Source organism: Streptomyces sp. NPDC015242, from assembly GCF_043079125.1.
GTDB lineage: Bacteria > Actinomycetota > Actinomycetes > Streptomycetales > Streptomycetaceae > Streptomyces.
The window spans coordinates 257,622-280,122 of record NZ_JBIBUF010000011.1 but is presented as its reverse complement, the minus strand read 5'-3'; the positions used below and the strand labels follow the sequence as shown (position 1 = coordinate 280,122).

The window sequence follows — 22,501 nt, the reverse complement described above, 5'->3', positions numbered from 1 at the left end:
GGGCGAGGGCCGTCGGCACCGGGGGCGAGGTGGTGGTGCGCGGATACCGCGGCGGGAACGTGGGACGCCGGCGCCCGCTCGCGCCCGGCGCCGTGGGGCCGTCGGGGAAAAGCAATGCCGGCGCAGCTCCCCAGCTGCGCCGGCATTTGTGCCGTCCGCCGCACCCCCGTCCCCACGGGGTTGTATGGGTGGATGTCCCCGCCCGGACCGCTCTTCCGGGCCTGGGGTCGCCGCTCAGCGCCCCAGCATCTCTCCCACGGACGACGCCTGTGTGGCCACTGTCTCCCACCCGTCGAAGACGAGGAGGAGCAGGACCGCCAGGGGAAGGGCCATCAGCGTCGCCACCACGGGGTGGCGACGGCCCTGGCGGCGGGGGCGGAACGCGGCGGCGTACGCCTTGCGTCCCTCCTCGCGGATCAGCGTCCGCGATGCCGTGTGGGCCATGGTCCCTCTCCTGGAGTTCTCTGTGCCGTTGACAGCGGCGGGTGTCTGACCTCGGGGGACGAGTGCTGCACCCGCCGCTTGACCTCAAATCTAGGCGCGCGGCCCCTCGCGGGCGTCATGCCTTCGTACCGATTGCCGGGCCTCCCGGAGGATGAGCCGTCCCCCGCCGCGTACTCCCCTGGTTGGAGACGTCGGTGCCGGTCTCAGGGTCTTCCCCGACGGGACGCCCGGATCATCCCGCTTCCTCCGCACCCTCCTCCCGCGGAACCGGCTGCTCCACCAGCGCCAGCACCCGGTTCGCCATGAACCGCGCCGTACGCACGACTGTCCCGGTACGCGTGACTTCGCTCACTTCCACGACCCCCCGGCGCACCGCCGTCTCCACCCTGCGGCCCGCCCGGCTCGCCACCACCTCGTAGGTGCGCGTCGTGTCCCCCGCGTCCACGACTATCTCCACGCGATCACCCTTCACAGGACCAATCCCCCTTCCGCGACGGGTGGTTGGGATCACCCGCGGCGCGAAGTCCGCCTCCCCGCGCCCTCCCTGACCACCTTTCAAGTCTCCCACCCACCACTGACAATCCATCACTGCGAGAGGGCGCGGCCTCTGCGCGCGGGCGGCCGTGGAAACGTAAGCTGTGGCTCGTCACAGGGACCGGGCAGCGGGGATGAACATGGCGATGATGCGCCTGAGGCGCGAGGACCCGCGCGTCGTCGGCTCGTTCAAGCTACACAGACGGCTGGGCGCGGGCGGGATGGGCGTGGTCTACCTGGGCTCCGACAAGAAGGGGCAACGGGTCGCGCTCAAGGTCATCCGGCCCGACCTCGCGGAGGACCAGGAGTTCCGCTCGCGGTTCGCCCGCGAGGTCTCGGCGGCCAGACGGATCCGCGGCGGGTGCACGGCCCGGCTCGTGGCCGCCGACCTCGACGCGGACCGGCCCTGGTTCGCCACCCAGTACGTGCCCGGCCCCTCCCTGCACGACAAGGTCGCCGCCGAGGGGCCGCTCGGGGCGGCCGACGTCGCCGCCGTCGGTGCCGCCCTGTCGGAGGGCCTGGTCGCGGTGCACGAGGCCGGGGTGGTGCACCGGGACCTGAAGCCGTCGAACATCCTGCTGTCCCCGAAGGGGCCGCGGATCATCGACTTCGGCATCGCCTGGGCGACCGGCGCCTCGACGCTGACCCACGTCGGCACGGCCGTCGGCTCGCCGGGCTTCCTCGCGCCGGAGCAGGTGCGCGGGGCCGCCGTCACCCCGGCCACGGACGTGTTCTCGCTGGGCGCCACGCTCGCCTACGCCTCGATGGGCGACTCCCCCTTCGGGCACGGCAGTTCCGAGGTGATGCTGTACCGCGTGGTGCACGAGGAGCCGCAGCTGCACGGGGTGCCCGACGCGCTGGCGCCGCTGGTCCGGGCGTGCCTGGCCAAGGACCCCGAGGAGCGGCCCAGCACGCTCCAGCTGTCCCTGCGGCTGAAGGAGATCGCGGCCCGGGAGTCCCAGGACCTCGCCGGTGTGCGGCCGCCCGCGCCGCGCGGCGGCGACGCCGAGCGGCCCGCCGACACCTATCCGGACCGCCCCCGGGGCCGGCCGGGCCCGGGGACGTCCGGGGGGCAGCGGGGCCGGGGCACTCCCCCGCCCCGCGGGGCCGCCCCGGCACGGGACGGCGCGGCGCCGGACGGCGGCCCGGTGTCCCAGGGCGGGTCCGGCGCGCGGGGCGCGTCCCGGCCCTCCGGCACCGGGAACCGGCCGTCGGGCGCCGGTCAGCGCGGCCGTGCTCCGGTGCGCGGTACCTCGCGCGGCGGCGCCCCGTCGCGCTCGGGCGCGCGGCCGACCCCCACCGGGCGCAACGGCACGCGGCCGGGCAGCGGCAGCCGGTCCGCCCCGCACAGCGGTACCGGGCGCCAGACGTCCCGGAACACGGGGACCGGGCTGCGGCCCGCCAATCCGCGGCTGCTGCGCCAGCGGCTCTTCGTGTTCGTCGTGGTCACGCTGCTCGTGGCCGTCGGCATCGCCCTGGTGCAGGGCTGCCAGGGCCCGGCGCGGGGCCTCGGCGGCGACGGGGCGGGCGTACGGCAGGAGCACGTGCAGCGGGAGTCCGGGCCGGGCGGGTACGCGCCGTAGGAGTCCGGGCCGGGCGGGGACGCGCCGTAGGAGTCCGGGCCGGGCGGGGACGCACCGCAGTGCCGGGTCCGCGGGCCGTCACCGTCCCGGCAGGATCCGCTCGAAGAACGGGCGGTCGGCCTCGAAGACCGGGTCCAGGGCCAGGAACTCCTCCGGGGTGACCCAGCGGGCTTCGGCGACCTCGTCCGGGTCCGGGACCACCTCTCCCGTGTCCGCGCGGGCGGTCCACCAGTGGAGGCGGAAGCGGTGGTCGTCGGTCTCCGACTCCCAGACCTTGGCCTCCGGCACGACGGTGAGGCCGACCTCCTCGCGCGCCTCCCGCACGACCGCCTGCTCCTGGGTCTCGCCGGGTTCGACCTTGCCGCTCGGCGGCTGCCAGTAGCCGGGGCGCGCGACGCCCGGGCCGCGCCGGATCGCGAGCAGGCGCTCGCCGCGCAGGAGGACGGCGACGATCGCGTCGCGCTGTTCCATGGGACGGGTCCCGGGCCTACGCCGGGGGGCGGCCGGTGGCCACGGCGTAGAAGGCGACGGCGGCCGCGGCGCCCACGTTGAGGGAGTCCACGCCGTGGGACATGGGGATGCGCACCCACTCGTCGGCCGCGACCAGGGCCTGCGTGGACAGGCCGTCGCCCTCGGCGCCGAGCATGAGGGCCACGCGGTCCATGGTGTGCGGGGCGGCCTCGTCGAGGGAGCGGGCCTTCTCGTCGGGGGTGAGGGCGAGGAGCGTGAACCCCGCCTCGCGGACCGCGTCCAGGCCCTTGGGCCAGGTGTCGAGCCGGGCGTACGGCACGGAGAAGACCGCGCCCATGGAGACCTTGACGCTGCGGCGGTAGAGGGGGTCGGCGCAGTCCGGGGAGAGCAGGACCGCGTCCATGCCGAGGGCGGCGGCGGAGCGGAAGATCGCGCCGATGTTGGTGTGGTCGTTGACCGACTCCATCACGACGACGCGGCGGGCGGTGCTCAGCAGGCCGGCGGCGGTGGGCAGGGGCTTGCGCTGCATGGAGGCGAGGGCCCCGCGGTGCACGTGGTAGCCGGTGACCCGCTCGGCGAGCTCGGGGCTGACGGCGTAGACGGGGGCGGGCAGTTCGTCGATGACGTCGCGCATGACGTCGACCCACTTGGCCGAGAGCAGCATGGAGCGCATCTCGTAGCCCGCCTCCTTGGCCCTTCTGATGACCTTCTCGCCCTCGGCGATGAACAGGCCCTCGGCGGGTTCGCGCTTGCGGCGCAACTCCACGTCGGTCAGGCCGGTGTAGTCGCGCAGGCGCGGGTCGTCGGGATCCTCGACGGTGATGAGATCGGCCACAGGGTGATACTGCCTTGTCCTGGGTGCGGTGCCAACGGCTTGGAACGGGTGGTGTTACCCGGGGTTACTCACTCGGGGGCGCGGCGGGCGCGGGGCCGACCTTGACGACCTCTCCGACGACGATGACGGCGGGCGGCTTCACGTCCGCGGTCCGCACGGTCTCCCCGACGGTCGCCAGGGTGGCGTCGACGCGGCGCTGGCCGGCCGTGGTGCCCTCCTGGATCAGGGCGACGGGCGCGTCGGGTGACTTGCCGTGGGCGATGAGGGTCTCGGCGACCTTCCCGATCGTGCCGACGCCCATGAGGATCACCAGCGTGCCGGTGAGCTTGGCCAGGGACGGCCAGTCGACCAGGGAGCGCTCGTCGTCGGGGGCGATGTGGCCGCTGACGACCGTGAACTCGTGGGCGACGCCCCGGTGGGTGACCGGGATGCCGGCGGCGCCCGGGACCGAGATGGAACTGGAGATCCCGGGCACGACCGTGCACGGGATGCCCGCCTCGGCCAGCGCCTGGACCTCCTCCATGCCGCGCCCGTAGACGAAGGGGTCGCCGCCCTTCAGCCGGACGACGGACTTGCCCTGCCTGGCGTACTCGATCAGGGCGTCGTTGATGGCCTCCTGGGCCATGAACCTGCCGTAGGGCAGCTTGGCCGCGTCGATCACCTCGACGTGCGGGGAGAGTTCGGCGAGCAGGTCGCGCGGGCCCAGGTGGTCGGTGATGACCACGTCGGCCTCGGCGAGCAGGCGGCGGCCGCGCACGGTGATCAGGTCCGGGTCGCCGGGGCCGCCGCCGACCAGGGCCACTCCGGGTGCCCGGGTGCGGTGGTGCGGGGCGACCAGTGTGCCGTCGCGCAGGCCCTCGACCACCGCGTCACGGATGGCGGCGGTGTGCCGCGGGTCGCGGCCGCGCGCCTCGGTGGTGAGCACGGCGACCGTGACGCCCTCGCTGTGGCCGGTGGCCGGGGTCCAGGCGGTGGCCTGGTCGGCGTCGTCGGAGCGGACGCACCACACGCGGTGGCGTTCCGCCTCGGCCGAGGCCCTGGCGTTGGCCTCCGGGTCGCTGGTGGCGATCAGCGCGTACCAGGCGTCCGCGAGGTCGCCCTCCTGGTAGGGACGCTGCTGCCAGGTGATCTCACCGGCGTCCGCCATCGCCTCCACCGAGGGCGTGGCCTGCGGGGACACGAGCAGGACGTCCGCGCCGGCCGCGACGAGCGCCGGGAGGCGGCGCTGGGCGACCTGGCCGCCGCCGAGGACGACCACGCGGCGGCCGGTGAGGCGGAGGCCTACGGGGTAGGCGGGGTGTTCGGCCATGGGGGTGCGGCTCCTGTTGACGGCGGTGCGGTAGCCCTGACGTGCGGATTTTAATGGGCGGGCGGAAGGGCGGCCCGGGTGGTCCAGGGGCTGGGCACGACGGCCTTCGCCCGACATGGTCCGTGCCCTCCCGTTCCGCCGTACGGAAGGGGAGGGCACGGACGTGACAGGGCTCCGGGAGCCCTACTTCTCGGTGACGCCCGCCGAGTCGAACGTCGCCACCTCGTGCATGGCCCGGGCCGTGCTCTGCACCAGGGGCAGGGCCAGCAGGGCGCCCGTGCCCTCGCCCAGGCGCAGGTCGAGGTCGACCAGGGGACGCAGGCCCAGCTTGTTGAGGGCCGCCACGTGGCCCGGCTCCGCGCTGCGGTGGCCCGCGATGCACGCGGCCAGGACCTCCGGGGCGATCGCGCGGGCGACCAGGGCGGCCGCGCCGGCGCTGACGCCGTCGAGGATCACCGGGGTGCGCAGGGAAGCGCCGCCGAGGAGGAGGCCGACGATGGCGGCGTGCTCGAAGCCGCCGATCGCCGCCAGCACGCCGATCGGGTCGGCCGGGTCGGGCTGGTGGAGTTCGAGGGCGCGGCGGACGACCTCGGTCTTGCGGGCGAGGGTCTCGTCGTTGATGCCCGTGCCCCGGCCGGTGACCTCGGCCGGGTCCGCACCCGTGAAGACGGAGATCAGGGCCGCTGAAGCGGTGGTGTTCCCGATGCCCATCTCGCCCGTGAGCAGGGCCTTGTTCCCGGCGGCGACCAGGTCGCGGGCCGTCTCGATGCCCACCTCGACGGCCTGCTTGGCCTCCTCGCGGGTCATCGCGGGTCCGGTCGTCATGTCGGAGGTGCCGCCCCGGATCTTGCGGGGCAGCAGGCCCGGCGTGGCCGGGAGGTCGGCGGCGACACCCACGTCCACGATGCAGACCTCGGCACCCACCTGGGTGGCGAAGGCGTTGCAGACGGCGCCGCCGCCGAGGAAGTTGGCCACCATCTGGGCCGTGACCTCCTGGGGCCAGGGCGTGACCCCTTGGGCGTGGACGCCGTGGTCGCCCGCGAAGATCGCGACGGCCGCGGGCTCCGGGATGGGCGGCGGGCACTGGCGGGACAGTCCGGACAGCTGGGCGGAGATGATCTCCAGCATGCCCAGCGCGCCGGCCGGCTTGGTCATGCGCTTCTGGCGCTCCCACGCCTCGCCGAGCGCCTTGGCGTCCAGCGGGCGGATCTGCGCGACGGTCTCGGCGAGCAGGTCGTGCGGTTCCTCTCCGGGCAGTGCGCGCCGGCCGTACGTCTCCTCGTGCACGACCCATGACAGCGGGCGGCGCTTGGACCAGCCCGCCTGCAGCAGCTCGGGCTCGTCCGGGAACTCGTCGACGTAACCGACGCACAGATAGGCGATGACCTCGAGGTGCTCGGGCAGCCCGAGCGCGCGCACCATCTCGCGCTCGTCGAAGAAGCTGACCCAGCCGACGCCGAGTCCTTCGGCGCGGGCGGCGAGCCAGAGGTTCTCCACGGCCAGGGCGGCCGAATACGGGGCCATCTGGGGTTGGGTGTGGCGGCCGAGGGTGTGACGGCCGCCGCGGGTCGGGTCGGCGGTGACGACGATGTTCACCGGCGTGTCGAGGATGGCCTCGATCTTCAGTTCCTTGAACTGCTTGGCCCGGCCCTTGGGGAGGGACTTCGCGTACGCGTCGCGCTGGCGCATGGCCAGTTCGTGCATCGCGCGCCGCGTGTCGGCGGAGCGGATGACGACGAAGTCCCAGGGCTGCGAGTGGCCCACGGAGGGCGCGTGGTGCGCCGCCTCCAGGACCCGGAGCAGCACCTCGTGCGGGATGGGGTCGCTGCGGAAGCCGTTGCGGATGTCGCGGCGTTCGCGCATGACCTTCAGGACGGCCTCGCGCTCGGCGGGGTCGTAGGGGGGTGCGGCGGGGCCGGTGGACTCTCGTGCCTCTGTCACTGCGGGCGCGCCCTCTCGCTCGAGACGTTCCTGGTCCGCCAGGTCTTCCTGTTCGGCGCCCCGGGTGTCCAGGTCGTCGGCGTTCTGCGCGAGTTCGGCGTCGCCGTCGCGGGGGGCGGGGACGAGGGCGGCGGGTTCCGCCGCACCGGGCTGCCCGGGCTGGGACTGCTGCGGGCCCTGCACGTGCCGGCCGCTCTGCTCGCCCGCGGGCGGAGCGGGCAGGACGACGGTGACGTCCTCGGCGGGGGTGCCGGGGGTTGCGGGCGTCCCGGGCGTTTCGGGGGTTCCTGCGGCCGGTGCCTGGGGGGAGGCGGAGGCCGGGGGGACCGGCTCCGGGGTCGGCGTGGCCTGCGGCGCCTGCGCGGGCGCCGGCGCGGACTGGGGCTGGGCCGCGGGCGCCGGGTGTGAGGGCTGGGGTGAGGTGGATGCCGGGGCTTCCGTCTGGGGGTCTGCCGGGGCGGGGGCCTCCGGGTGAGTTCGGGGGGCGTCTTCCGGCTGAGGCTGGGCGGAGGCTTCCGGCTGAAGCTCAGCTTCGGCCGGTGCCGGGGCTTGCGCCGGGGCGGGGGCCGGAGCTTGCGCCGGGGCGGGGGCCGGGGCTTCCGCCGGGGCGGGGGCCAGAGGCTCCGCCTGCGCGAGTGCAGAGGGCTCCGCCTGGGCGGGCGCCGGGGCTTGCGGCTGGGCGGGGGCCGGAGCCTCTGCCTGGGCCGGTGCCGGGGCTGCCGTCTGGTCTTGAGCCTGGGCCGCGGGGGGCTGCGGGGCCTCTGCGGGGTCCGGGGCGGCGGGTTCGCCGGTTGCGGCCGGGGCGGCAGGGGCCTCGGGCGTGGGGGTCACGGTGTGCGGAACTGTCATCTCGGGCTGCGCTGTTGCCTCGGTGTCGGCCGGCTCGGTGTGCTGCGCCGCGGGCTGGGCGGCGGAGTCGTCGACCGGTGCGGCGGTGGCCGCGGGATCCTGTGCGACGGGTTCTGCCGCGGCGGGCGTAGGAGCCTCCGCGGCTTCCACCGCCTCCGCTGCGCCCTCGGAGGCGGTCACGGGGGCGACGGCGTCCGGTGCCTGCGTAGGTGCCTGCGCTGCGGGGTCGGTGCCTTCGGGGTGTGCCGGGCCGGGTGCCTGGACGGCGGCTTCCGGGGTCACCGCGTCCGAAGCACCGGGTGCGGCGGTCTGGGTGCCGTCGACGGGGGCCCCGGCCATGGGGTCCGACGCGGTCACGTCGCCCTGCCCGGATGCGCCGGCGGCGTCCGGGAACGGGACGGCCTCGGGGGCCGGGCCCGCTTCCGGAGCAGCAGCGGGCGGCGCGCTCTGTTCCGCCGCGGTGGCCGCAGTCGGCTCGTCCACGGCGGGGGCCTCGGGGGAAGCGGCCGGTCCCGCTTCCGAGCCGTGGCCCGCCGCGGCCACGCTCCCGGGCTCCGCACCCGGTGCGGACACGGCAGCGGGCTCGGCAGCCACCTCGGCGGCGTCGGGCTGGACGGTCTCCGGAGCGACTGCGACGGGGGCGCTCTGCTCGGACCCGGCGACGGGACCGGCGCCCGGGGCCGCCTCCGCGGACCCGGCGGAGTCACTCACGGCCGCCGCGTCCGGACCCGTCACAGCCGGTTCGGAGACGGCGGGAGCGCTCTGCTCCGCCACAGCCACGGCATCGGCAGCCGGGGCCGCCGCGACCTGCTCGGGCACCATCTGCTCGGCCTCGGCGGCGGGCCGCGCGGGTACCGCGGACCCGGCATCGACAGGCTGTGCGGAGACCGGGGACCCGGGCTCCGCGCCTTGCCCGGCCACCACAGCTCCCGCCGCGGCCGTCTGCGCCGCCACCGCGGGCTGCCCCTCGGCCACGGGGTGCTCCTCCCCCGCGTGCTGCACCTCCGTCACCTGCGCGGAAACCACCGGACCCGGCGAAGCGGCCTGAGCCGGAACCGCCTCGGCGGCAGGCGGCTCCGCGCTCGTCAGCTCGTCGGCCACCGGCTCAACGGCCGTCGCCTCCGCGGCCACCGGCTCAACGGCCGTGGACTCGGCCGCCGTCGCCTCGGCCGCCGTCGGCTCGGTCGCCTGGGCCGGGACCGTCTGCCCGGCCTCCGCCGTCACCCGGGCCACCACGGCCTGGGCCGCTCCCACGGGCTCCTGGGCCGGGACAACCGTTTCGGCAGGCGCCGCCCCGGCGCTCGGCTGGGGCTGCGGTACGGGCTGCGCGCTCCAGGGCGCCGCCGGGGCCGAGGGCGTCTCCACGGCGCGCGGGGCGTCGAGGTACTCGGGGCCCGGTGACGGCACGGGCTGGCGCACCGGCGCGTCCGCGGGGCCGCGGTCGGCGAGGGAGCGGACCGGGCTGGCGGAGGCGTCGGGCAGCGGCGGCCCGAGGTGCAGCGGGCGGCGCGGCGTGATGGGCGGGATCGGCGGCGGGTCGGGCAGACGGACGCCGCCGAGGTCGACCGAGCCGCTGTCGCGGCCGGAGAGCTCGTGCGGGCCCGGCTCGTGCACGGTCTCGACGACCGGTTCCGGCGCCGGCGGGGCGACCTCGTGACCCCAGGCGCCCTGGGCGCCCGGCAGCAGGAGGTCTTCGTCCTCGGCGGGAGTCTCGGAGAGGTAGGTGTACGAACCGTGCGCGGCGCCCGGCTGTTCCACCATGCCTGCGTTCTCCGGCAGCCCCTCGGCCGGGACCTGGCCGGTGTCGGTCATGCGTACCCCTCGCCCATCGGTTAGTGCTCCTACGACCAGCTCACCCGGAACGGCGCACCGACCGCCCCACAGTGAAGAACGAGCGTGCGTCCCCAGCGGCACGAGCGGCCCGCCCGGAAAAGGCGACAAAGCCATTCACTGGCATTGTTGCGGCCGTGGCACCCTCACGGCAGCTTGATCCGTGACGGTTCCGCTGTGGACTGCGCCACGTTGCGCGTCCTCCGGTTCTGCCGTACCACACCCACCCCAAAACGGGCGGGTTTTCCGGACATTGACCGACGAACTGCCGGACGTCCACGTGCGGTGCAGCGATCGGCCAGCCTACCGCGCGCAGTACGACAAACCGATCACGGGGACGGTCGCGGGATCAGCCACCGCGCTTCGGCAGTACCCCGCTGAGCAGGAACGCGACGCTCCGTTCCTTCTCCGACCAGACCCTGGTGTCGAGTTCGACGGACTGCAGCAGGGCGCACTCGACGGCGTAGCCGTGTTCGGTCAGGTCGCGGCCGATGAGTTCGGCGGCGTCGCGGGTGGCGGCGTGCGTGACGATGCGCTGCGGGCGGCGGTCGGCGACCGCCGAGACGACGGCCGCTCCCCCGCCGCCGACGCGTACGACGTCCGGCTCGGGGAGGTTCTCCAGGACGTGCGGGGCGGTGCCGTGGACGATCTGGAGCTGGACGCCGAGGCGGCGGGCGGTGGCGTCGGTGCGGGCGCAGGCGGCCCGGTCGCTGTCGACGGCGAGGACGGCGGCGCCGGCCCGCGCGGCCTCGACGGCGAAGGCGCCGCTGCCGCAGCCGATGTCCCAGACGAGGTCGCCCACGCGGGGTCCCAGGCGGGCGAGTTGGGAGGCGCGCAGCAACTGGGTCTCGCCCTCGCCGAGGTCGCCGCCGTACGCCTCGGCGGGCAGGGACCAGCCGCGCGGCCCGGCCGACGGGTCGCGGCCGGCGAGCCAGCCGCCGCTGTCCCCCGCCGTGACGGGCCGGGTGGGACCGCCGAGGACGATGACGACGTTGGGGTCGCGCCAGGTGTGGTCGGCGGCCTTGTCCGAGGTGACGACGGTGACGCGCTCGTGGCCGGTGCCGAGCTCCTCGCAGATGACGAAGGAGCGGTGGACCCCTTCGAGGAGCAGGCCGAGTTCGGCGGGACCGGCGCCGGGTGAGGTGAGCACGGCCACCTTGGTGTGGGCGCGGCATACGTTCACGGCGCGGCGCAGCGTACGGGGGTGTGCCACGACCACTTGTGCGTCGTCCCAGGGCATGCCGGCGCGGGCGAAGGCGGCGGCGACGGAGGAGACGGCCGGGACGACCTCCACCTCCAGGCCGAACTCGGGGGCGCGCAGGGTGCGTACGACGCCGAAGAAGCCGGGGTCGCCGTCGGCGAGCACGACGGCCGTACCGCGGTGGGCGGCGATGCGGCGGGCGGCGAGGGCGACACTGCCGAGGCGGACGCGCTCCGCGCCCGCGGGCACCTCGGGAAGTTCCAGGTGGTGGGCGGCGCCCGCCACGAGCGTCGCGGCGCCCAGGGCGGCGCGTGCCGCGGTGGTCAGCGGCGAGCCGTCCCAGCCGATCACCGTGACCCGGTCGGCCATCGTCGTCAGTCTCCAGGGGTTTCGCGCAGGTCGTGTGTCGTGTCGGGGTGCGGCCCGCGGGCGGGCTCCGTGAGGGTACCCGGTGCAGGTTGCGGCGGGTGCGCCGGTGCCGTCGTCGCCGTCGGGCGCCGGGTGATTCCGGTCAGTTCCAGTCGCCGAAGGACGTGAAGCCGCCGGGCAGCTGGTCGCCGACGCCCTCCAGGTCCTCGGGGAGCAGGCTCCACACGATGAGGTCGGTGCGCACCTCGGTCCACTCGCCGCTGTCGGTGCGGGTGCGCGCTATCCAGGCGCCGCGCAGCACGCCCTCGCTGATGCAGCCGATCTTCTGGGCGACCTGCTGGGAGGCGGTGTTGTCGGCGGCGGTGCGCAGTTCGAGGCGCTCGAACTTCTGGTCGTCGAAGAGCCAGCGGGCGGTGACCAGCGCGGCTTCGGAGGCGTAGCCCTCGCCGCGGGCCCAGGGGGCGATGACGTAGGAGAGCTCGGTGGCCCGGATGCGCCAGTCGGTGTTCTTGAGGTGGACGACGCCGACCAGGCGCTGGGTGAGGAACTCGGTGACGGCGAAGACGATGCCGCGTCCCTCGGCCCGTTCGGCGGGGGCCCGTTCGGTGATCCAGGCGCGGGCGTGGGCCTCGGTGTAGGGGTGCGGGACGGAGGTCCAGGCGGTGACGAGCTCGTCGTTCATCATGTCGGCGAAGGCCTGGATGTCCGGCTCCTCGAAGGGGCGCAGGACCAACCGCTCCGTATTGATGGAGACGTTGGGGAAGGTGCTCGTCATGCGCCGCTCCGTAACCTTCGGGAACCTTCGGGGCCTGCTGAACTGCCCAGCATGCAGCATGAAAGCACTGATCCGCACCACGGGTCCTCCCCCGCCGGGCGGGGGAGGACCCGTGCCGTGCGGCAGCCGGGCGCGGGCTCAGAAGGAGGCGAGCACGGAGCCGGCGTACTTGTCCTGGATGAACTTCTTGACCTCGGGCGAGGTGAGGAGCTTGGCGAGCTTCTTCACGCGCGGGTCGTCCTCGTTGCCCTTCTTCACGGCGAGGAAGTTGCCGTAGGGGTTGTTCTTCGGCGACTCCAGGACGAGGGCGTCCTGCGCGGGCTTCAGGTCGGACTCGATGGCGTAGTTGCCGTTCACGACGGCGGCGTCCACGTCGTCCAGGGAGCGCGGGGTCTGGGCCGCCTCCAGCTCCTTGAACTTCAGGTTCTTGGGGTTCTTGGTGATGTCCGAGGGGGTCGCCTCGTTGCCGACGCCCGCCTTGAGGGTGATGAGCCCGTTGGCGGCGAGGAGCTTGAGGGCGCGGGCCTCGTTGACGGTGTCGTTGGGGATGGCGACGGTCGCACCGCTCTTCAGGTCGTCGGCCTCCTTCACCTTGCGGGAGTAGAGACCGAGCGGCTCCAGGTGGACCGTGACGACGGGCACGATGTCGGTGCCGTTCTTCTTGTTGAAGTCGTCGAGGTACGGCTTGTTCTGGAAGTAGTTGGCGCCGACGGAGCCGTCCTGGGTCGCCGTGTTCGGCGTGACGTAGTCGGTGAACTCCTTGACCTCCAGGTCCAGGCCCTCCTTCTTCGCCAGGTTGTCCTTCACGTAGGTGAGGATCTCGGCGTGCGGGACGGGGCTGGCGGCGACGATCAGGGGTCCGTCGGTCGAGGAGGAGCTGTCGCCGCCGCAGGCGGTGAGCCCGAGGGTGAGGGCTCCTGCGGCGAGGACGGCGGTGGTGATCTTGGCGGTGTTACGCACGAAAAGTGCCTTTCCTTGATGACCTTGCGGGCGGTGCGGCCCCGTCGTGGGTGAACGGGGAGTCAGGAGGCGGCTTTGAGCAGCCGCAGTTTCGGGGCGGGTCCCGAGTGGGCGCCGCGGCGGTGCAGTGAGCGGGCCGCGTAGTCGCCGGCGAACTGGATGAGGGAGATGACCACGGCGAGGATCGCGACGGTGATCCACATCAGCCCGGTCTCGAAGCGCTGGTAGCCGTAGCGGATGGCGATGTCGCCGAGGCCGCCGGCACCGACCGTGCCCGCCATGGCGGAGTAGCCGATGAGGGCGACGACCGTGGTGGTCGTGCTGGAGATCAGCGACGGCAGCGACTCGGGCACGAGGACCTTGCGCACGATCGTCCAGGTGTTGCCGCCCATGGCCTGCACGGCCTCGACGAGCCCGTGGTCGACCTCGCGCACGGCCGTCTCGACCAGCCGGGCGAAGAAGGGGATGGCGCCGACGGCGAGCGGCACGATGGCGGCCTCGCGGCCGATGGTCGTGCCGGTGATCCAGCGGGTGAAGGACATCAGCGCGACCATCAGGATGATGAACGGCAGGGAGCGCGCGATGTTCACGATCTGCCCGATGACCTTGTTGGCGGCGAGGTTCTGCAGCAGGCCGCCGCGGTCGGTCAGGACCAGCAGGATGCCGAGCGGGAGTCCGCCGACGACGGCGATGAGGGTGGACCAGCCGACCATGTAGAGCGTGTCCCAACACGCCTGTTCCAGCAGCGGCTGCATCTCGGACCAGGTCACTTGGCACCTTCCTTCACCAGCGGGGTCTCGTGGCCCGGGACGTCGATCTGCAGGCCCTTCTCGCGCAGGAAGCCGATCGGCACGACGTTGTCCTCGTAGCGGCCGGGCAGTTCGATGCGCATCCGGCCGACCTGGAGGCCGCCGACGGTGTCGATGGCGGCACCGAGGATCGAGATGTCGATGTTGTAGGTGCGCGCGAGCTGCGAGATGACGGGCTGGGTGGCGCTCTCGCCCTGGAAGGTGACGTCGACGACGGTGCGGTCGGCGCCGGAGGCCTCGCCGTCGAGCGGGAACAGCGCGGCGGCCAGTTCGGAGCCGGGCGTTGCCAGGAGTTCGCTGACCGTGCCCGACTCGACGATGCGGCCGTGCTGCATCAGCGCGGCCGAGTCGCAGACCGACTTCACGACGTCCATCTCGTGCGTGATGAGCAGCACGGTCAGGCCGAGCTGCCGGTTCAGGTCGCGCAGCAGCGCCAGGATCGACCGGGTGGTCTCCGGGTCGAGGGCGCTGGTGGCCTCGTCGGAGAGCAGCACCTTGGGGTCGCCGGCCAGGGCGCGGGCGATGCCGACGCGCTGCTTCTGGCCGCCGGAGAGCTGGGCCGGGTAGGACCCCGCCTTGTCGGCGAGGCCGACCAGGTCGAGCAGCTCCAGTGCCTTGCGGGAGCGCTCCTTGCCTGACTTGCCGAGGATCTCCAGGGGCAGTTCGACGTTGTCCTGGACGGTCCGGGAGGACAGCAGGTTGAAGTGCTGGAAGACCATGCCGATCCGGCTGCGCGCCCGCCGCAGTTCCTTTCCGGCGCGCGGGCCGCGGCCGGCCAGGGCGGTGAGGTCCTGCCCGTCGACGGTCACGGTGCCGGAGGTGGGGCGTTCCAGCAGGTTGACGCAGCGGATGAGCGAGGACTTGCCGGCGCCGGACTGGCCGATGACGCCGAACACCTCGCCTTCGCGGACGTGCAGGTCGACGCCGTCCAGGGCGGTGACCTCGCGGCCGCGTGCACGGTAGACCTTGGTGAGGTCCGTGGTGGTGATCACGTGGGTTTCCGTCACAGTCGAGTGCGCGGGCGTGGGTGGTCCCGGGCACGGGTGCGTTCGTTCGGGGACGCGGCACGGTTCTCGCTGAAGCGTGGAACCGGAGAACATGTGCGCGGGCGGCTCGGTGTCACGCGGCGCTCAGGGCGCGCGGACGGGCCGCGGTCTCGCTTCGGGGCGCGAGCTCAGGGGTGGTGCAGGGGCCCTCTAGAAGGCGCACATTCGACACATACAACGAGCACCGGGCGTCATGGTCGCCTCGGTCGCCAGGATGCGGTCGCTCGTCGTGGTCATGCGGTCAGTAAAACACGCGTACGGTCCTGACCGGCCGCCGCTGTCCGGATGCTGGACAGCGGCGGACAGGACCGGCCGGCCGTCAGCGGCGCGGGGCGATCTCCACACCCTGCTCGGTGACCAGTGCGGACAAGGCCGACAGGTTCTCCACGACCAGGTCGGCGTGGAGTTCGTGGGCCCGGTGGGTTGTGGTCAACGCCACGGTGGTCATGCCGGCGGCGCGGCCGGCCGCGAGACCGGCGGGGGCGTCCTCGAAGACGACGCACCGGGCCGGGTCCACGCCGAGGGCGCGGGCGGCGAGCAGGTAGGGCTCGGGGTCGGGCTTGCCGCGGGTGACGTCGTCGGCGGCGACGAGCGTCTTGGGCAGGATGCCGACGGCGTCGAGGCGGGCCTCGGCCAGGCGCCGGGTGGCGGAGGTGACGACGGCCCAGCGCTCGGCCGGCAGGGAGTCGAGGAAGGCGCGGGTGCCCGGCAGCAGCTCCACACCGCCGTTGGGGACGTCCTCGACCTCCAGGTCCTCGATGCGGGCGACGGCCTCCGGGACGATCCCGGCGGGCAGCAGGTCGGCGGCTATCTCGGCGGCCGGCCGGCCGTGCAGTTCGACGCGCGCGAACTCCTCGGGCGTGATCCCGTACTCCGCGGCCCACCGGGTCCAGCAGCGGTCCACCGAGGCGAGGGAGGAGACCAGGGTTCCGTCGTTGTCGAACAGCAGGGCGTGCGCGTGGATCGTCATGCTCCCGACCCTACGGTGCGGGCCAGGGCCGGAGGCATCGGGCCTTTTCGGCCGTAATAAGGTCGCTCCATGCTCACTGTCCTGACGCTGGTGACCGGCGTCGCCGCGCTGCTGCTCGCCGCCTGGTGCGGCTGGGCGGCCTACCGTGACCAGCCGACGAAGGACTGGCACTTCATCGGGATGGCCGTGGTCACGCTGCTGGCGCTGGTCCAGCTGGTGGTGGGGATCGTGCTGCTGGCCCGGGGCGAGAAGCCGGAGCAGGGCACGACGATCTTCGTGGTGTATCTGCTGGGGGCGTTCGCGTGTGTGCCGGCGGCGGGGTTCATGTCGCTGGCCGAGCGGACCCGGTGGGGTTCGGTGACGGTCGCCGCGGGTGGCGTGGTGCTGGCGGTGCTGGAGGTGCGGCTCTATGACATCTGGGCGGGCTGAGGTGGGCCGGGGGCGGCTGATCTCGGGGCCGGGCACGCTGCTGGTGTGGCTGTACGGCGTGATGGTCGTGGGCGCGGTGTCGCGCTCCGCGTATCAGATCGCGACCGAGTTCGACCGGGCGCCGCTCGCGTACTCCCTGTCGGCCGTGGCCGGTGTCGTGTACGGGTTCATCACGTACTCGCTGGTGCGCGGCGGGGAGACGGCGCGCAGGGCGGCGCTGGCGTGCTGCGCCGCCGAGCTCGTGGGTGTGCTGACGGTGGGGACGTGGACGCTGATCGAGCCGTCGGCGTTCCCGGACGCGACCGTGTGGTCGGACTTCGGGATGGGCTACCTGTTCATCCCGGTGCTGTTGCCGGTGACCGCGATCTACTGGCTCCGGCGGTCGCGTGCGCGACAGGAGGACGCGGGCTGAGGGGCGCCGGCGCCTGCGGGTGCGTCGTGGTCGCTCGTGCAGTTCCCCGCGCCCCCGAGGGCGAGCGTCAAGCCGTCGCCGCGTACGTGCCGGCCGGCTTCTCCAGGACGATCATCGGTACGCCGTCCGCGCCCTGGGACGTGCCCACCGTCTCGTAGCCGACCTTGCGGTAGAGACGGAGGTTGCCCTCGCTGCGGTGGCCGGTGTGCAGGCGGAAGCGGGTCGCGCCGTGCCGGTCGGCCAGGGCCGACTCGGCGGCGCGCAGGAGCCGGGCGCCGATGCCGTGGCCCTGCAGGCGCGGGTGGACGCACAGCTTGCCGATCGCGGCCGCGCCGTCCTCGGTGACCGAGCCGCGGACCGACCCGACGACCTCCTCACCGAGCCGGGCGACGAAGACGCAGTCCCGGGCGACCTCCTCACGGACCGAGTCGAGGGTTTGGACGAGCGGGTCGATGCGGTAGTTGCCGTACAGCGCCGCCTCCGTCTGGAAGCACAGGTACTGCAGCCTGAAGATCTGCTCCGCGTCCTGCTCGGTCGCCGCAGAGATGGTCACGCTCATGCCCATGTGCGCACGCCTCCCGCTCATCTGATCACCGGTGGTCCCTCACTCCTATCCCCGTCCTCAGCGGGCCGCAACCTCCGGTGTGAGCAATCTGCGCAGACATCCCAGGCATCTGGAACGTTCCGGCCCAAGACTGCCCTGTGAGATACCCAACTCCCCTGCGATTTCCCGGTATGTCAGGTCCTTGGGCGAGAGCAGGGCCTCCATCAGCCGGGGGCAGCGGCCCGGCAGGCGGCGCACGGCCTCGCGCAGGGCCCGGCCGCGGGCCGCGGCGAGGGCCAGTTCCTCGGGGTCGCGGTCGCCGTGGTCGACGGGTTCGCCGGCGTAGGGCCGTTCGAGGCGGCTCGTGCGGCGGGTGCGGCGCGCCTCGGAGCGGACGGCCCGGCGCAGCCACTCCTCGGGGTCGACCGGCGGGCCGTCGGCGTCCAGGCGCTCCAGCAGGCGGAGCCAGACCGCCTGCTCCAGATCGCCGGGCTCGGTTCCGGCGGCATATGCCTCGGCGGAGGCCTCGGCGGTGATCAGGGGGCGCAGTGCGGCGACCAGGTCGTGCGTCATATGCGAAGCGACGCGGCCGCCCGGGCGACGGGTTGCCCGGGCGGCCGAACCTCACCCGAACGGCGGGTGTTCGCTCCTGTGTTGACGATCAGGCGTGGCGGAAGTCCTCGCGGGCCAGCAGACCGGTGTCGGGGTGGTCCGTGAAGACGCCGTCGATGCCGGTCGCGAAGTACGTCCGGTAGGCGCCGAAGACGTCGCCGTAGGCGTCCGCGTCCGTGCCCCTGCGGAAGTTCGCCGGCAGGAAGGGGTTCTCGTTGCGCAGGGTGTACGGGTGCAGGATCAGCCCGGCCTTGTGGGCGTCGGCGACGAGCGTGGTCGGCCGGGTGAGGTTGCCCTGGGCGTCGCGCGGGATGATCAGGTCCAGGGTCGGCCCGATGCCCTGCGCGTAGGAGGCGATCTCCCGCAGGCCGGCCGGCTTGACCAGGTCGGCCACCGTGCGCGGGTCGCCGCTCTCGACGAAGTCCCAGGGGCGCGAACCCGCCGACGACAGCAGGACGACCAGCGGGTTGTCGACGAGCTTGTTCAGGCGCTCGACGCTGGTCGGCTCGAAGGACTGGAGGATGACCGGGGAGGTGCGCCGGTCCTTGCGGTACTTGCGCAGCACCTTGGCGACGCGCTCCTCCAGGGGCAGGCCCTGCTTGCGGAAGTAGGTGGGGTGCTTGAGCTCGGGGTAGATCCACACCTGCTTGCCGCGCTTGCGGGTCTGCTCGTCCTGCCAGCGCAGGACCTCCTCGAAGGTGGGAATCTCCCAACGGCCGTCGTAGAGGGTGTTGTGCGGGCGATTGGCCGGGATGCGCTCGACCGCGCGCAGGGTCTTCAGCTCGGCGAGCGTGAAGTCCTCGGTGAACCAGCCGGTGGTGGAGACGCCGTCGAGCAGCTTGGTCTTCCTGCGGCCGGCGAACTCGGGGTGGGCGGCGACGTCGGTGGTGCCGCCGATCTCCGGTTCGTGACGGCAGACCAGGTGGCCGTCCTTCGTCGGGACCAGGTCGCCCGCCTCGACGATGTCGGCGCCCATGTCGAGAGCCAGCTGGTAGGAGCCGAAGGTGTGCTCCGGGCGGTAGCCGCTGGCGCCGCGGTGGCCGATGATCGTCGGCTTGGGCAGGCCGGCGAGTCCCCCGCCGCCGTGCCGGGCGCCCTCCGCGCGTGCCGTGCCGGCCATGCCGAGGACCGCTCCGCCGGCGCCGAGCACCGCCGCGCCGAGCAGGGCCCGCCGTCCGGTCCCGCCCGTAATTTCGTTCGACTCCTGCGTTCCCATGAGCGCCCTCTCTGCCGTCGGCTCGTCAGTGCGGGCCGATCGTAGGGGCGCGTACATGACCAGTGGGAGACCGCGGGCGGAACACGCGGGTGACCGGGGATGTCACTAGTGGCCGGTGCGGCCGATGAGCTGACGGTTCTTCGGGTCCCGCTCGATTCGGCGCGGCTCTTCGGGGAACGCGTCCGGCAGGCCCGGGGCGATGTGTGTCACACCATGTCGCTCGCGTTACGGACGGCGGCGGTCCGCCCACCGCAGGTGAACACGCGTCAACAGCGCGTAAGACCTCGATGAAGTCGCCGTGCCCGATGTGCGCGATCCCGGGGCCCGCGAGTATCGTCCTCACCTGCACAGACTCATAGTGAATCCCTTGACACCGGAGGGTCCGTTGTCCCGCTTCGCGCTCATCAAGGCAGTGCTCGGCCCGATCATGCGCCTGATGTTCCGCCCACAGGTGGAGGGCGCTGAGCACATTCCCGGCGACGGTCCCGTCATCCTGGCCGGAAACCACCTGACGTTCATCGACTCGATGATCCTGCCGCTGGTCTGCGACCGTCAGGTCGTCTTCATCGGCAAGGACGAGTACGTGACCGGCAAGGGCCTCAAGGGCCGGCTGATGGCCTGGTTCTTCACCGGCGTCGGCATGATCCCCGTGGACCGCGACGGCGGCCGGGGCGGGGTCGCCGCCCTGATGACCGGCCGCCGGGTGCTGGAGGAGGGGCGGGTCTTCGGCATCTACCCCGAGGGCACGCGCTCGCCCGACGGACGGCTGTACCGGGGGCGGACGGGGATCGCCCGCCTCACCCTGATGACGGGGGCGCCCGTGGTGCCCTTCGCGATGATCGGCACGGACAAGCTGCAGCCGGGCGGGGCGGGCCTGCCCCGGCCGGGCAAGGTCACCGTGCGCTTCGGCGAGGCGATGGAGTTCTCCCGGTACGAGGGGATGGACCGCGACCGGTACGTGCTGCGCGCCGTGACCGACTCGGTGATGACCGAGGTCATGCGGCTGTCCGGGCAGGAGTACGTGGACATGTACGCGAGCAAGGCGAAGGAAGCGGCGTAGGTTTCCTGGCGCGCCCCCGGGCTCGGGGGGCCGTGGAGCGTCGGCGGCCGCGGGTCGTGGTGGGCTTGCCGCGCAGTTCCCCGCGCCCCTGAGGGCATGGCCCTCAGGGGCGTTGACGCGCCCTGCCCCTGGGGGGCTGCCCTCAAGGGCGTTCGCCGGCTGGGCAGGGGAGCGTCACGCGTGGTCGGCGGGGCCGTCTTCCAGCTTCTGGCCCCGCAGCAGGAACCACGCCGCCACCGCCGCCGCCAGCAGGACGACCGCGCCGGTGCCCGCCGCGAGGGTCAGTCCGTCGACGAAGGCCGTGCGGGCCGCGTCCAGCATCGCGGCGGCGCTGTGCGCGGGCATGCCCGAGGCCGCCTCGACGGCGCCGCCCAGCGACTCGTGGGCCGCGGCCGGTGTGCCCGCCGGTCCGGTGAAGCCGCGGTAGACGCCGGTCACGATGGAGCCGAGCACGGCGATGCCGAGGGCCGCGCCGAGTTCGTACGCCGTCTCGGACACGGCGGACGCGGAGCCCGCCTGTTCCTTGGGCACGCTGGAGAGGATCACGTCGGCGGTCACGGTGAAGGAGAACCCGGCACCGACCCCGACCACCAGCAGCGCGGCCCCGAGCAGCGGGTAGCCGGTCGACTGGCCGATCACCGTGAGCGCGGCCAGCGCGAGGCCTATCGCCGCGAGCCCGCCGGAGACCACGGCGCGCACCGAGAAGCGGCGGGCCGCGCGCCCCGCGACCAGACCGGCGACGACGGCGCCGACAGCGGCGGGCAGTTCGGCCAGGCCCGCCTCGAACGGCCGCCTGCCCTGCACCAGTTGCAGGTACTGCGAGAGGAAGAACACCAGCCCGGACAGGCCGAGGATGGTCAGCAGGTCGGCGAGCACCGCCCCGCTGAAGCCGCGGTGGCGGAACAGCCGCATGTCCAGCAGCGGGGCCGGGAGCCTCAGCTGACGGCGGACGAACCCGTACAGGGCCGCCACGCCGAGCGCGCCGGCGGCCAGGGGCGTCCAGGCGAAACCGTGGGTCGCCGCCTCCTTGACGGCGTAGACGACGCCGATCATGCCGAGGAGCGACAGGACCACGCTGACCAGGTCCCAGGGGCCGGGATTCGCGGTGCGCGACTCGGGCAGCAGCTTGCTGCCGACGACGACCAGGACGGCCATCACGGGCAGGTTGATCAGGAAGACCGAGCCCCACCAGAAGTGCTCCAGCAGGAACCCGCCGACGATCGGCCCGACGGCCGTGCCCGCGGAGGCGGTGGCGCCCCAGATGCCGACGGCGAGACTGCGCTCGCGCGGGTCGTGGAAGAGATTGCGGATCAGCGCGAGGGTGGCCGGCATCAGGGTCGCGCCGGCGACGCCGAGCAGCGCCCGGGCGACGATCATCATCTCGGGCGTGGTGGCGTAGGCGTTGAGGACGGATACCGCGCCGAACGCCGTGGCGCCGACGAGCAGGATCCGCTTGCGGCCGATGCGGTCGCCGAGACTGCCCATGGAGACGAGCAGGCCGGCGATGACGAACGAGTAGACGTCGCCGATCCACAGCAACTGTGTGCCGGACGGCTTCAGGTCCTCGCTGATGTAGGGGGTCGCGAGACCGAGGACGGTCGCGTCGACGGCCACCAGCAGCACGGCGAGCACGAGGACGCCGAGCGCGAGCCAGCGGCCCGGGCGCTTCACCGCCTCCGAGGCCTCGGCCGTCTGCAGGGTGCTGGTCATGATTCCTCTCTCCTGAGCGCGCCGCCGAGCAGCAGCTCGACGACCATGTGCGGGAAGTCCTTCGGGGCGCCCTTGCCGCTCTGCACCAGCCAGGCCCCGGAGGCCAGCAGCCCGTAGAGCGCCTCGGTGAGCCAGGCGGGCGTGAGGTCGATGCGGAACTCGCCGCCGAGCTGGCCGCGCCGGAACAGGGCGGAGATCCGGTCGTCGATCAGGGCCCAGCCCGCGTTCTGCTCCTCGCCCTCGAACAGCTGGTTCTCGCTGTAGAGGAACGCGAGCAGACCGGCGACGGGCTCCACGGCGGCGACCAGCCGTCGTACGGCGTCGCTCGCCGGGCCCTCGTCGAGCCGGGCCGCGTCCAGCGCGGCCTCGCACTCGGCGATGCCCAGCGACTCCAGCGCGCGGACGAGGGCGTCTCGCCCGGCGAAGTGCCGGTGCAGCGTGGCCCGGCTGATCCCGGCGGCCTTGGCGACCTCGTCCATGGTCGCGGTGGACTTGCGGGTCAGCAGGGCCGCGGCGGTGCGCAGCACGTGATCACGATCGACAGCCATGAGACAACCATACCCCAGATGAGACATCAATGTCTCATGGCGGG

General features: G+C 73.5%; 21 protein-coding genes. 4 read left to right on the top strand and 17 right to left on the bottom strand.

Annotation, left to right across the window (positions count from 1 at the left end; all coding sequences use genetic code 11):
• Nucleotides 1–234: 234 nt before the first annotated feature.
• Both ACF07N_RS32720 and ACF07N_RS32715 read right to left on the bottom strand, forming a co-directional pair.
• Complete coding sequence (locus ACF07N_RS32720; RefSeq protein WP_383333972.1) at nucleotides 235–444, bottom strand: hypothetical protein; 210 nt, start codon at nucleotides 442–444, stop codon at nucleotides 235–237.
• Nucleotides 445–676: 232 nt separating this feature from the next.
• Nucleotides 677–916: a hypothetical protein gene (locus ACF07N_RS32715; RefSeq protein WP_383333974.1), complete on the bottom strand. Its 240-nt coding sequence runs from the start codon at nucleotides 914–916 to the stop codon at nucleotides 677–679.
• A gap of 196 nt (nucleotides 917–1,112) precedes the next feature.
• On the opposite strand from ACF07N_RS32715, the gene ACF07N_RS32710 reads away from it, so the two are divergent.
• A complete protein-coding gene (locus tag ACF07N_RS32710) occupies nucleotides 1,113–2,561 on the top strand; it encodes a protein kinase (RefSeq protein ID WP_392120011.1) in 1,449 nt (482 codons plus the stop codon).
• Nucleotides 2,562–2,639: 78 nt separating this feature from the next.
• Here ACF07N_RS32710 and ACF07N_RS32705 read toward each other — a convergent pair whose 3' ends face one another.
• From ACF07N_RS32705 to ACF07N_RS32660, 10 genes are all read right to left on the bottom strand, one after another.
• Nucleotides 2,640–3,032 (bottom strand): NUDIX domain-containing protein, encoded by a 393-nt coding sequence (locus tag ACF07N_RS32705; protein WP_383347292.1) that lies wholly within the window; start codon nucleotides 3,030–3,032, stop codon nucleotides 2,640–2,642.
• A gap of 16 nt (nucleotides 3,033–3,048) precedes the next feature.
• A complete protein-coding gene (locus ACF07N_RS32700) occupies nucleotides 3,049–3,867 on the bottom strand; it encodes a TrmH family RNA methyltransferase (RefSeq protein WP_383333980.1) in 819 nt (272 codons plus the stop codon).
• A gap of 64 nt (nucleotides 3,868–3,931) precedes the next feature.
• On the bottom strand, nucleotides 3,932–5,176 hold the full coding sequence (cobA, locus tag ACF07N_RS32695) for a uroporphyrinogen-III C-methyltransferase (protein ID WP_392120006.1): 1,245 nt from the start codon (nucleotides 5,174–5,176) through the stop codon (nucleotides 3,932–3,934).
• A gap of 183 nt (nucleotides 5,177–5,359) precedes the next feature.
• Nucleotides 5,360–9,778, bottom strand: a complete 4,419-nt coding sequence (gene cobT / locus ACF07N_RS32690) for a nicotinate-nucleotide--dimethylbenzimidazole phosphoribosyltransferase (protein ID WP_392120003.1) — start codon at nucleotides 9,776–9,778, stop codon at nucleotides 5,360–5,362.
• Nucleotides 9,779–10,145: 367 nt separating this feature from the next.
• Complete coding sequence (cbiE, locus tag ACF07N_RS32685) at nucleotides 10,146–11,366, bottom strand: precorrin-6y C5,15-methyltransferase (decarboxylating) subunit CbiE (protein ID WP_392120000.1); 1,221 nt, start codon at nucleotides 11,364–11,366, stop codon at nucleotides 10,146–10,148.
• Between the two features lie 142 nt (nucleotides 11,367–11,508).
• Entirely contained in the window at nucleotides 11,509–12,141 is a 633-nt protein-coding gene (locus tag ACF07N_RS32680) for a GNAT family N-acetyltransferase (RefSeq protein WP_392119997.1), read from the bottom strand.
• A gap of 138 nt (nucleotides 12,142–12,279) precedes the next feature.
• Nucleotides 12,280–13,101, bottom strand: coding sequence for a MetQ/NlpA family ABC transporter substrate-binding protein (locus ACF07N_RS32675; protein ID WP_392119994.1), 822 nt, complete (start codon nucleotides 13,099–13,101; stop codon nucleotides 12,280–12,282).
• A 62-nt stretch (nucleotides 13,102–13,163) separates the two neighbouring features.
• Nucleotides 13,164–13,871: a methionine ABC transporter permease gene (locus tag ACF07N_RS32670; protein WP_383333992.1), complete on the bottom strand. Its 708-nt coding sequence runs from the start codon at nucleotides 13,869–13,871 to the stop codon at nucleotides 13,164–13,166.
• Nucleotides 13,868–14,902: a methionine ABC transporter ATP-binding protein gene (locus ACF07N_RS32665; RefSeq protein ID WP_383333994.1), complete on the bottom strand. Its 1,035-nt coding sequence runs from the start codon at nucleotides 14,900–14,902 to the stop codon at nucleotides 13,868–13,870. Before ACF07N_RS32665 ends, ACF07N_RS32670 begins: the two co-directional genes overlap by 4 nt.
• A gap of 373 nt (nucleotides 14,903–15,275) precedes the next feature.
• On the bottom strand, nucleotides 15,276–15,926 hold the full coding sequence (locus tag ACF07N_RS32660; protein WP_383333996.1) for an HAD-IA family hydrolase: 651 nt from the start codon (nucleotides 15,924–15,926) through the stop codon (nucleotides 15,276–15,278).
• A gap of 69 nt (nucleotides 15,927–15,995) precedes the next feature.
• Here ACF07N_RS32660 and ACF07N_RS32655 point away from each other — a divergent pair, with 69 nt between their 5' ends.
• Together ACF07N_RS32655 and ACF07N_RS32650 are read left to right on the top strand one after the other, a co-directional pair.
• Complete coding sequence (locus ACF07N_RS32655; protein WP_392119989.1) at nucleotides 15,996–16,355, top strand: hypothetical protein; 360 nt, start codon at nucleotides 15,996–15,998, stop codon at nucleotides 16,353–16,355.
• Nucleotides 16,336–16,767 (top strand): hypothetical protein, encoded by a 432-nt coding sequence (locus ACF07N_RS32650; RefSeq protein ID WP_392119986.1) that lies wholly within the window; start codon nucleotides 16,336–16,338, stop codon nucleotides 16,765–16,767. The genes ACF07N_RS32655 and ACF07N_RS32650 overlap by 20 nt, the downstream gene beginning before the upstream one ends.
• 67 nt (nucleotides 16,768–16,834) lie before the next feature.
• Here the strand turns inward: ACF07N_RS32650 and ACF07N_RS32645 are convergent, their stop codons facing one another.
• The 3 genes from ACF07N_RS32645 to ACF07N_RS32635 form a co-directional block, all read right to left on the bottom strand.
• Nucleotides 16,835–17,332 (bottom strand): GNAT family N-acetyltransferase, encoded by a 498-nt coding sequence (locus tag ACF07N_RS32645; protein ID WP_383334135.1) that lies wholly within the window; start codon nucleotides 17,330–17,332, stop codon nucleotides 16,835–16,837.
• A 57-nt stretch (nucleotides 17,333–17,389) separates the two neighbouring features.
• Nucleotides 17,390–17,884 carry an RNA polymerase sigma factor gene (locus ACF07N_RS32640; protein ID WP_392119983.1) on the bottom strand — a complete coding sequence of 165 codons (495 nt, stop codon included), beginning with the start codon at nucleotides 17,882–17,884 and terminating at the stop codon, nucleotides 17,390–17,392.
• An 88-nt stretch (nucleotides 17,885–17,972) separates the two neighbouring features.
• A complete protein-coding gene (locus ACF07N_RS32635) occupies nucleotides 17,973–19,139 on the bottom strand; it encodes a glycerophosphodiester phosphodiesterase (protein WP_392119980.1) in 1,167 nt (388 codons plus the stop codon).
• A gap of 385 nt (nucleotides 19,140–19,524) precedes the next feature.
• On the opposite strand from ACF07N_RS32635, the gene ACF07N_RS32630 reads away from it, so the two are divergent.
• Nucleotides 19,525–20,199: a lysophospholipid acyltransferase family protein gene (locus ACF07N_RS32630; RefSeq protein ID WP_383334137.1), complete on the top strand. Its 675-nt coding sequence runs from the start codon at nucleotides 19,525–19,527 to the stop codon at nucleotides 20,197–20,199.
• 174 nt (nucleotides 20,200–20,373) lie between these two features.
• Here ACF07N_RS32630 and ACF07N_RS32625 read toward each other — a convergent pair whose 3' ends face one another.
• Both ACF07N_RS32625 and ACF07N_RS32620 read right to left on the bottom strand, forming a co-directional pair.
• A complete protein-coding gene (locus ACF07N_RS32625) occupies nucleotides 20,374–21,909 on the bottom strand; it encodes an MFS transporter (RefSeq protein WP_392119977.1) in 1,536 nt (511 codons plus the stop codon).
• Nucleotides 21,906–22,457: a TetR/AcrR family transcriptional regulator gene (locus ACF07N_RS32620; RefSeq protein ID WP_392119974.1), complete on the bottom strand. Its 552-nt coding sequence runs from the start codon at nucleotides 22,455–22,457 to the stop codon at nucleotides 21,906–21,908. Before ACF07N_RS32620 ends, ACF07N_RS32625 begins: the two co-directional genes overlap by 4 nt.
• Between the last annotated feature and the right edge of the window lie 44 nt (nucleotides 22,458–22,501).

Bases quoted from the DNA above. Each gene is read 5' to 3' on its own strand.
- cbiE (WP_392120000.1), bottom strand. From the start codon at position 11,366: ATGGCCGACCGGGTCACGGTGATCGGCTGGGACGGCTCGCCGCTGACC.
- ACF07N_RS32650 (WP_392119986.1), top strand. From the start codon at position 16,336: ATGACATCTGGGCGGGCTGAGGTGGGCCGGGGGCGGCTGATCTCGGGG.
- ACF07N_RS32640 (WP_392119983.1), bottom strand. From the start codon at position 17,884: ATGACGCACGACCTGGTCGCCGCACTGCGCCCCCTGATCACCGCCGAG.
- ACF07N_RS32620 (WP_392119974.1), bottom strand. From the start codon at position 22,457: ATGGCTGTCGATCGTGATCACGTGCTGCGCACCGCCGCGGCCCTGCTG.
- ACF07N_RS32655 (WP_392119989.1), top strand. From the start codon at position 15,996: ATGCTCACTGTCCTGACGCTGGTGACCGGCGTCGCCGCGCTGCTGCTC.
- ACF07N_RS32710 (WP_392120011.1), top strand. From the start codon at position 1,113: ATGAACATGGCGATGATGCGCCTGAGGCGCGAGGACCCGCGCGTCGTC.
- ACF07N_RS32625 (WP_392119977.1), bottom strand. From the start codon at position 21,909: ATGACCAGCACCCTGCAGACGGCCGAGGCCTCGGAGGCGGTGAAGCGC.
- ACF07N_RS32645 (WP_383334135.1), bottom strand. From the start codon at position 17,332: ATGGGCATGAGCGTGACCATCTCTGCGGCGACCGAGCAGGACGCGGAG.
- cobT (WP_392120003.1), bottom strand. From the start codon at position 9,778: ATGACCGACACCGGCCAGGTCCCGGCCGAGGGGCTGCCGGAGAACGCA.
- cobA (WP_392120006.1), bottom strand. From the start codon at position 5,176: ATGGCCGAACACCCCGCCTACCCCGTAGGCCTCCGCCTCACCGGCCGC.
- ACF07N_RS32720 (WP_383333972.1), bottom strand. From the start codon at position 444: ATGGCCCACACGGCATCGCGGACGCTGATCCGCGAGGAGGGACGCAAG.
- ACF07N_RS32635 (WP_392119980.1), bottom strand. From the start codon at position 19,139: ATGGGAACGCAGGAGTCGAACGAAATTACGGGCGGGACCGGACGGCGG.
- ACF07N_RS32680 (WP_392119997.1), bottom strand. From the start codon at position 12,141: ATGACGAGCACCTTCCCCAACGTCTCCATCAATACGGAGCGGTTGGTC.
- ACF07N_RS32705 (WP_383347292.1), bottom strand. From the start codon at position 3,032: ATGGAACAGCGCGACGCGATCGTCGCCGTCCTCCTGCGCGGCGAGCGC.
- ACF07N_RS32660 (WP_383333996.1), bottom strand. From the start codon at position 15,926: ATGACGATCCACGCGCACGCCCTGCTGTTCGACAACGACGGAACCCTG.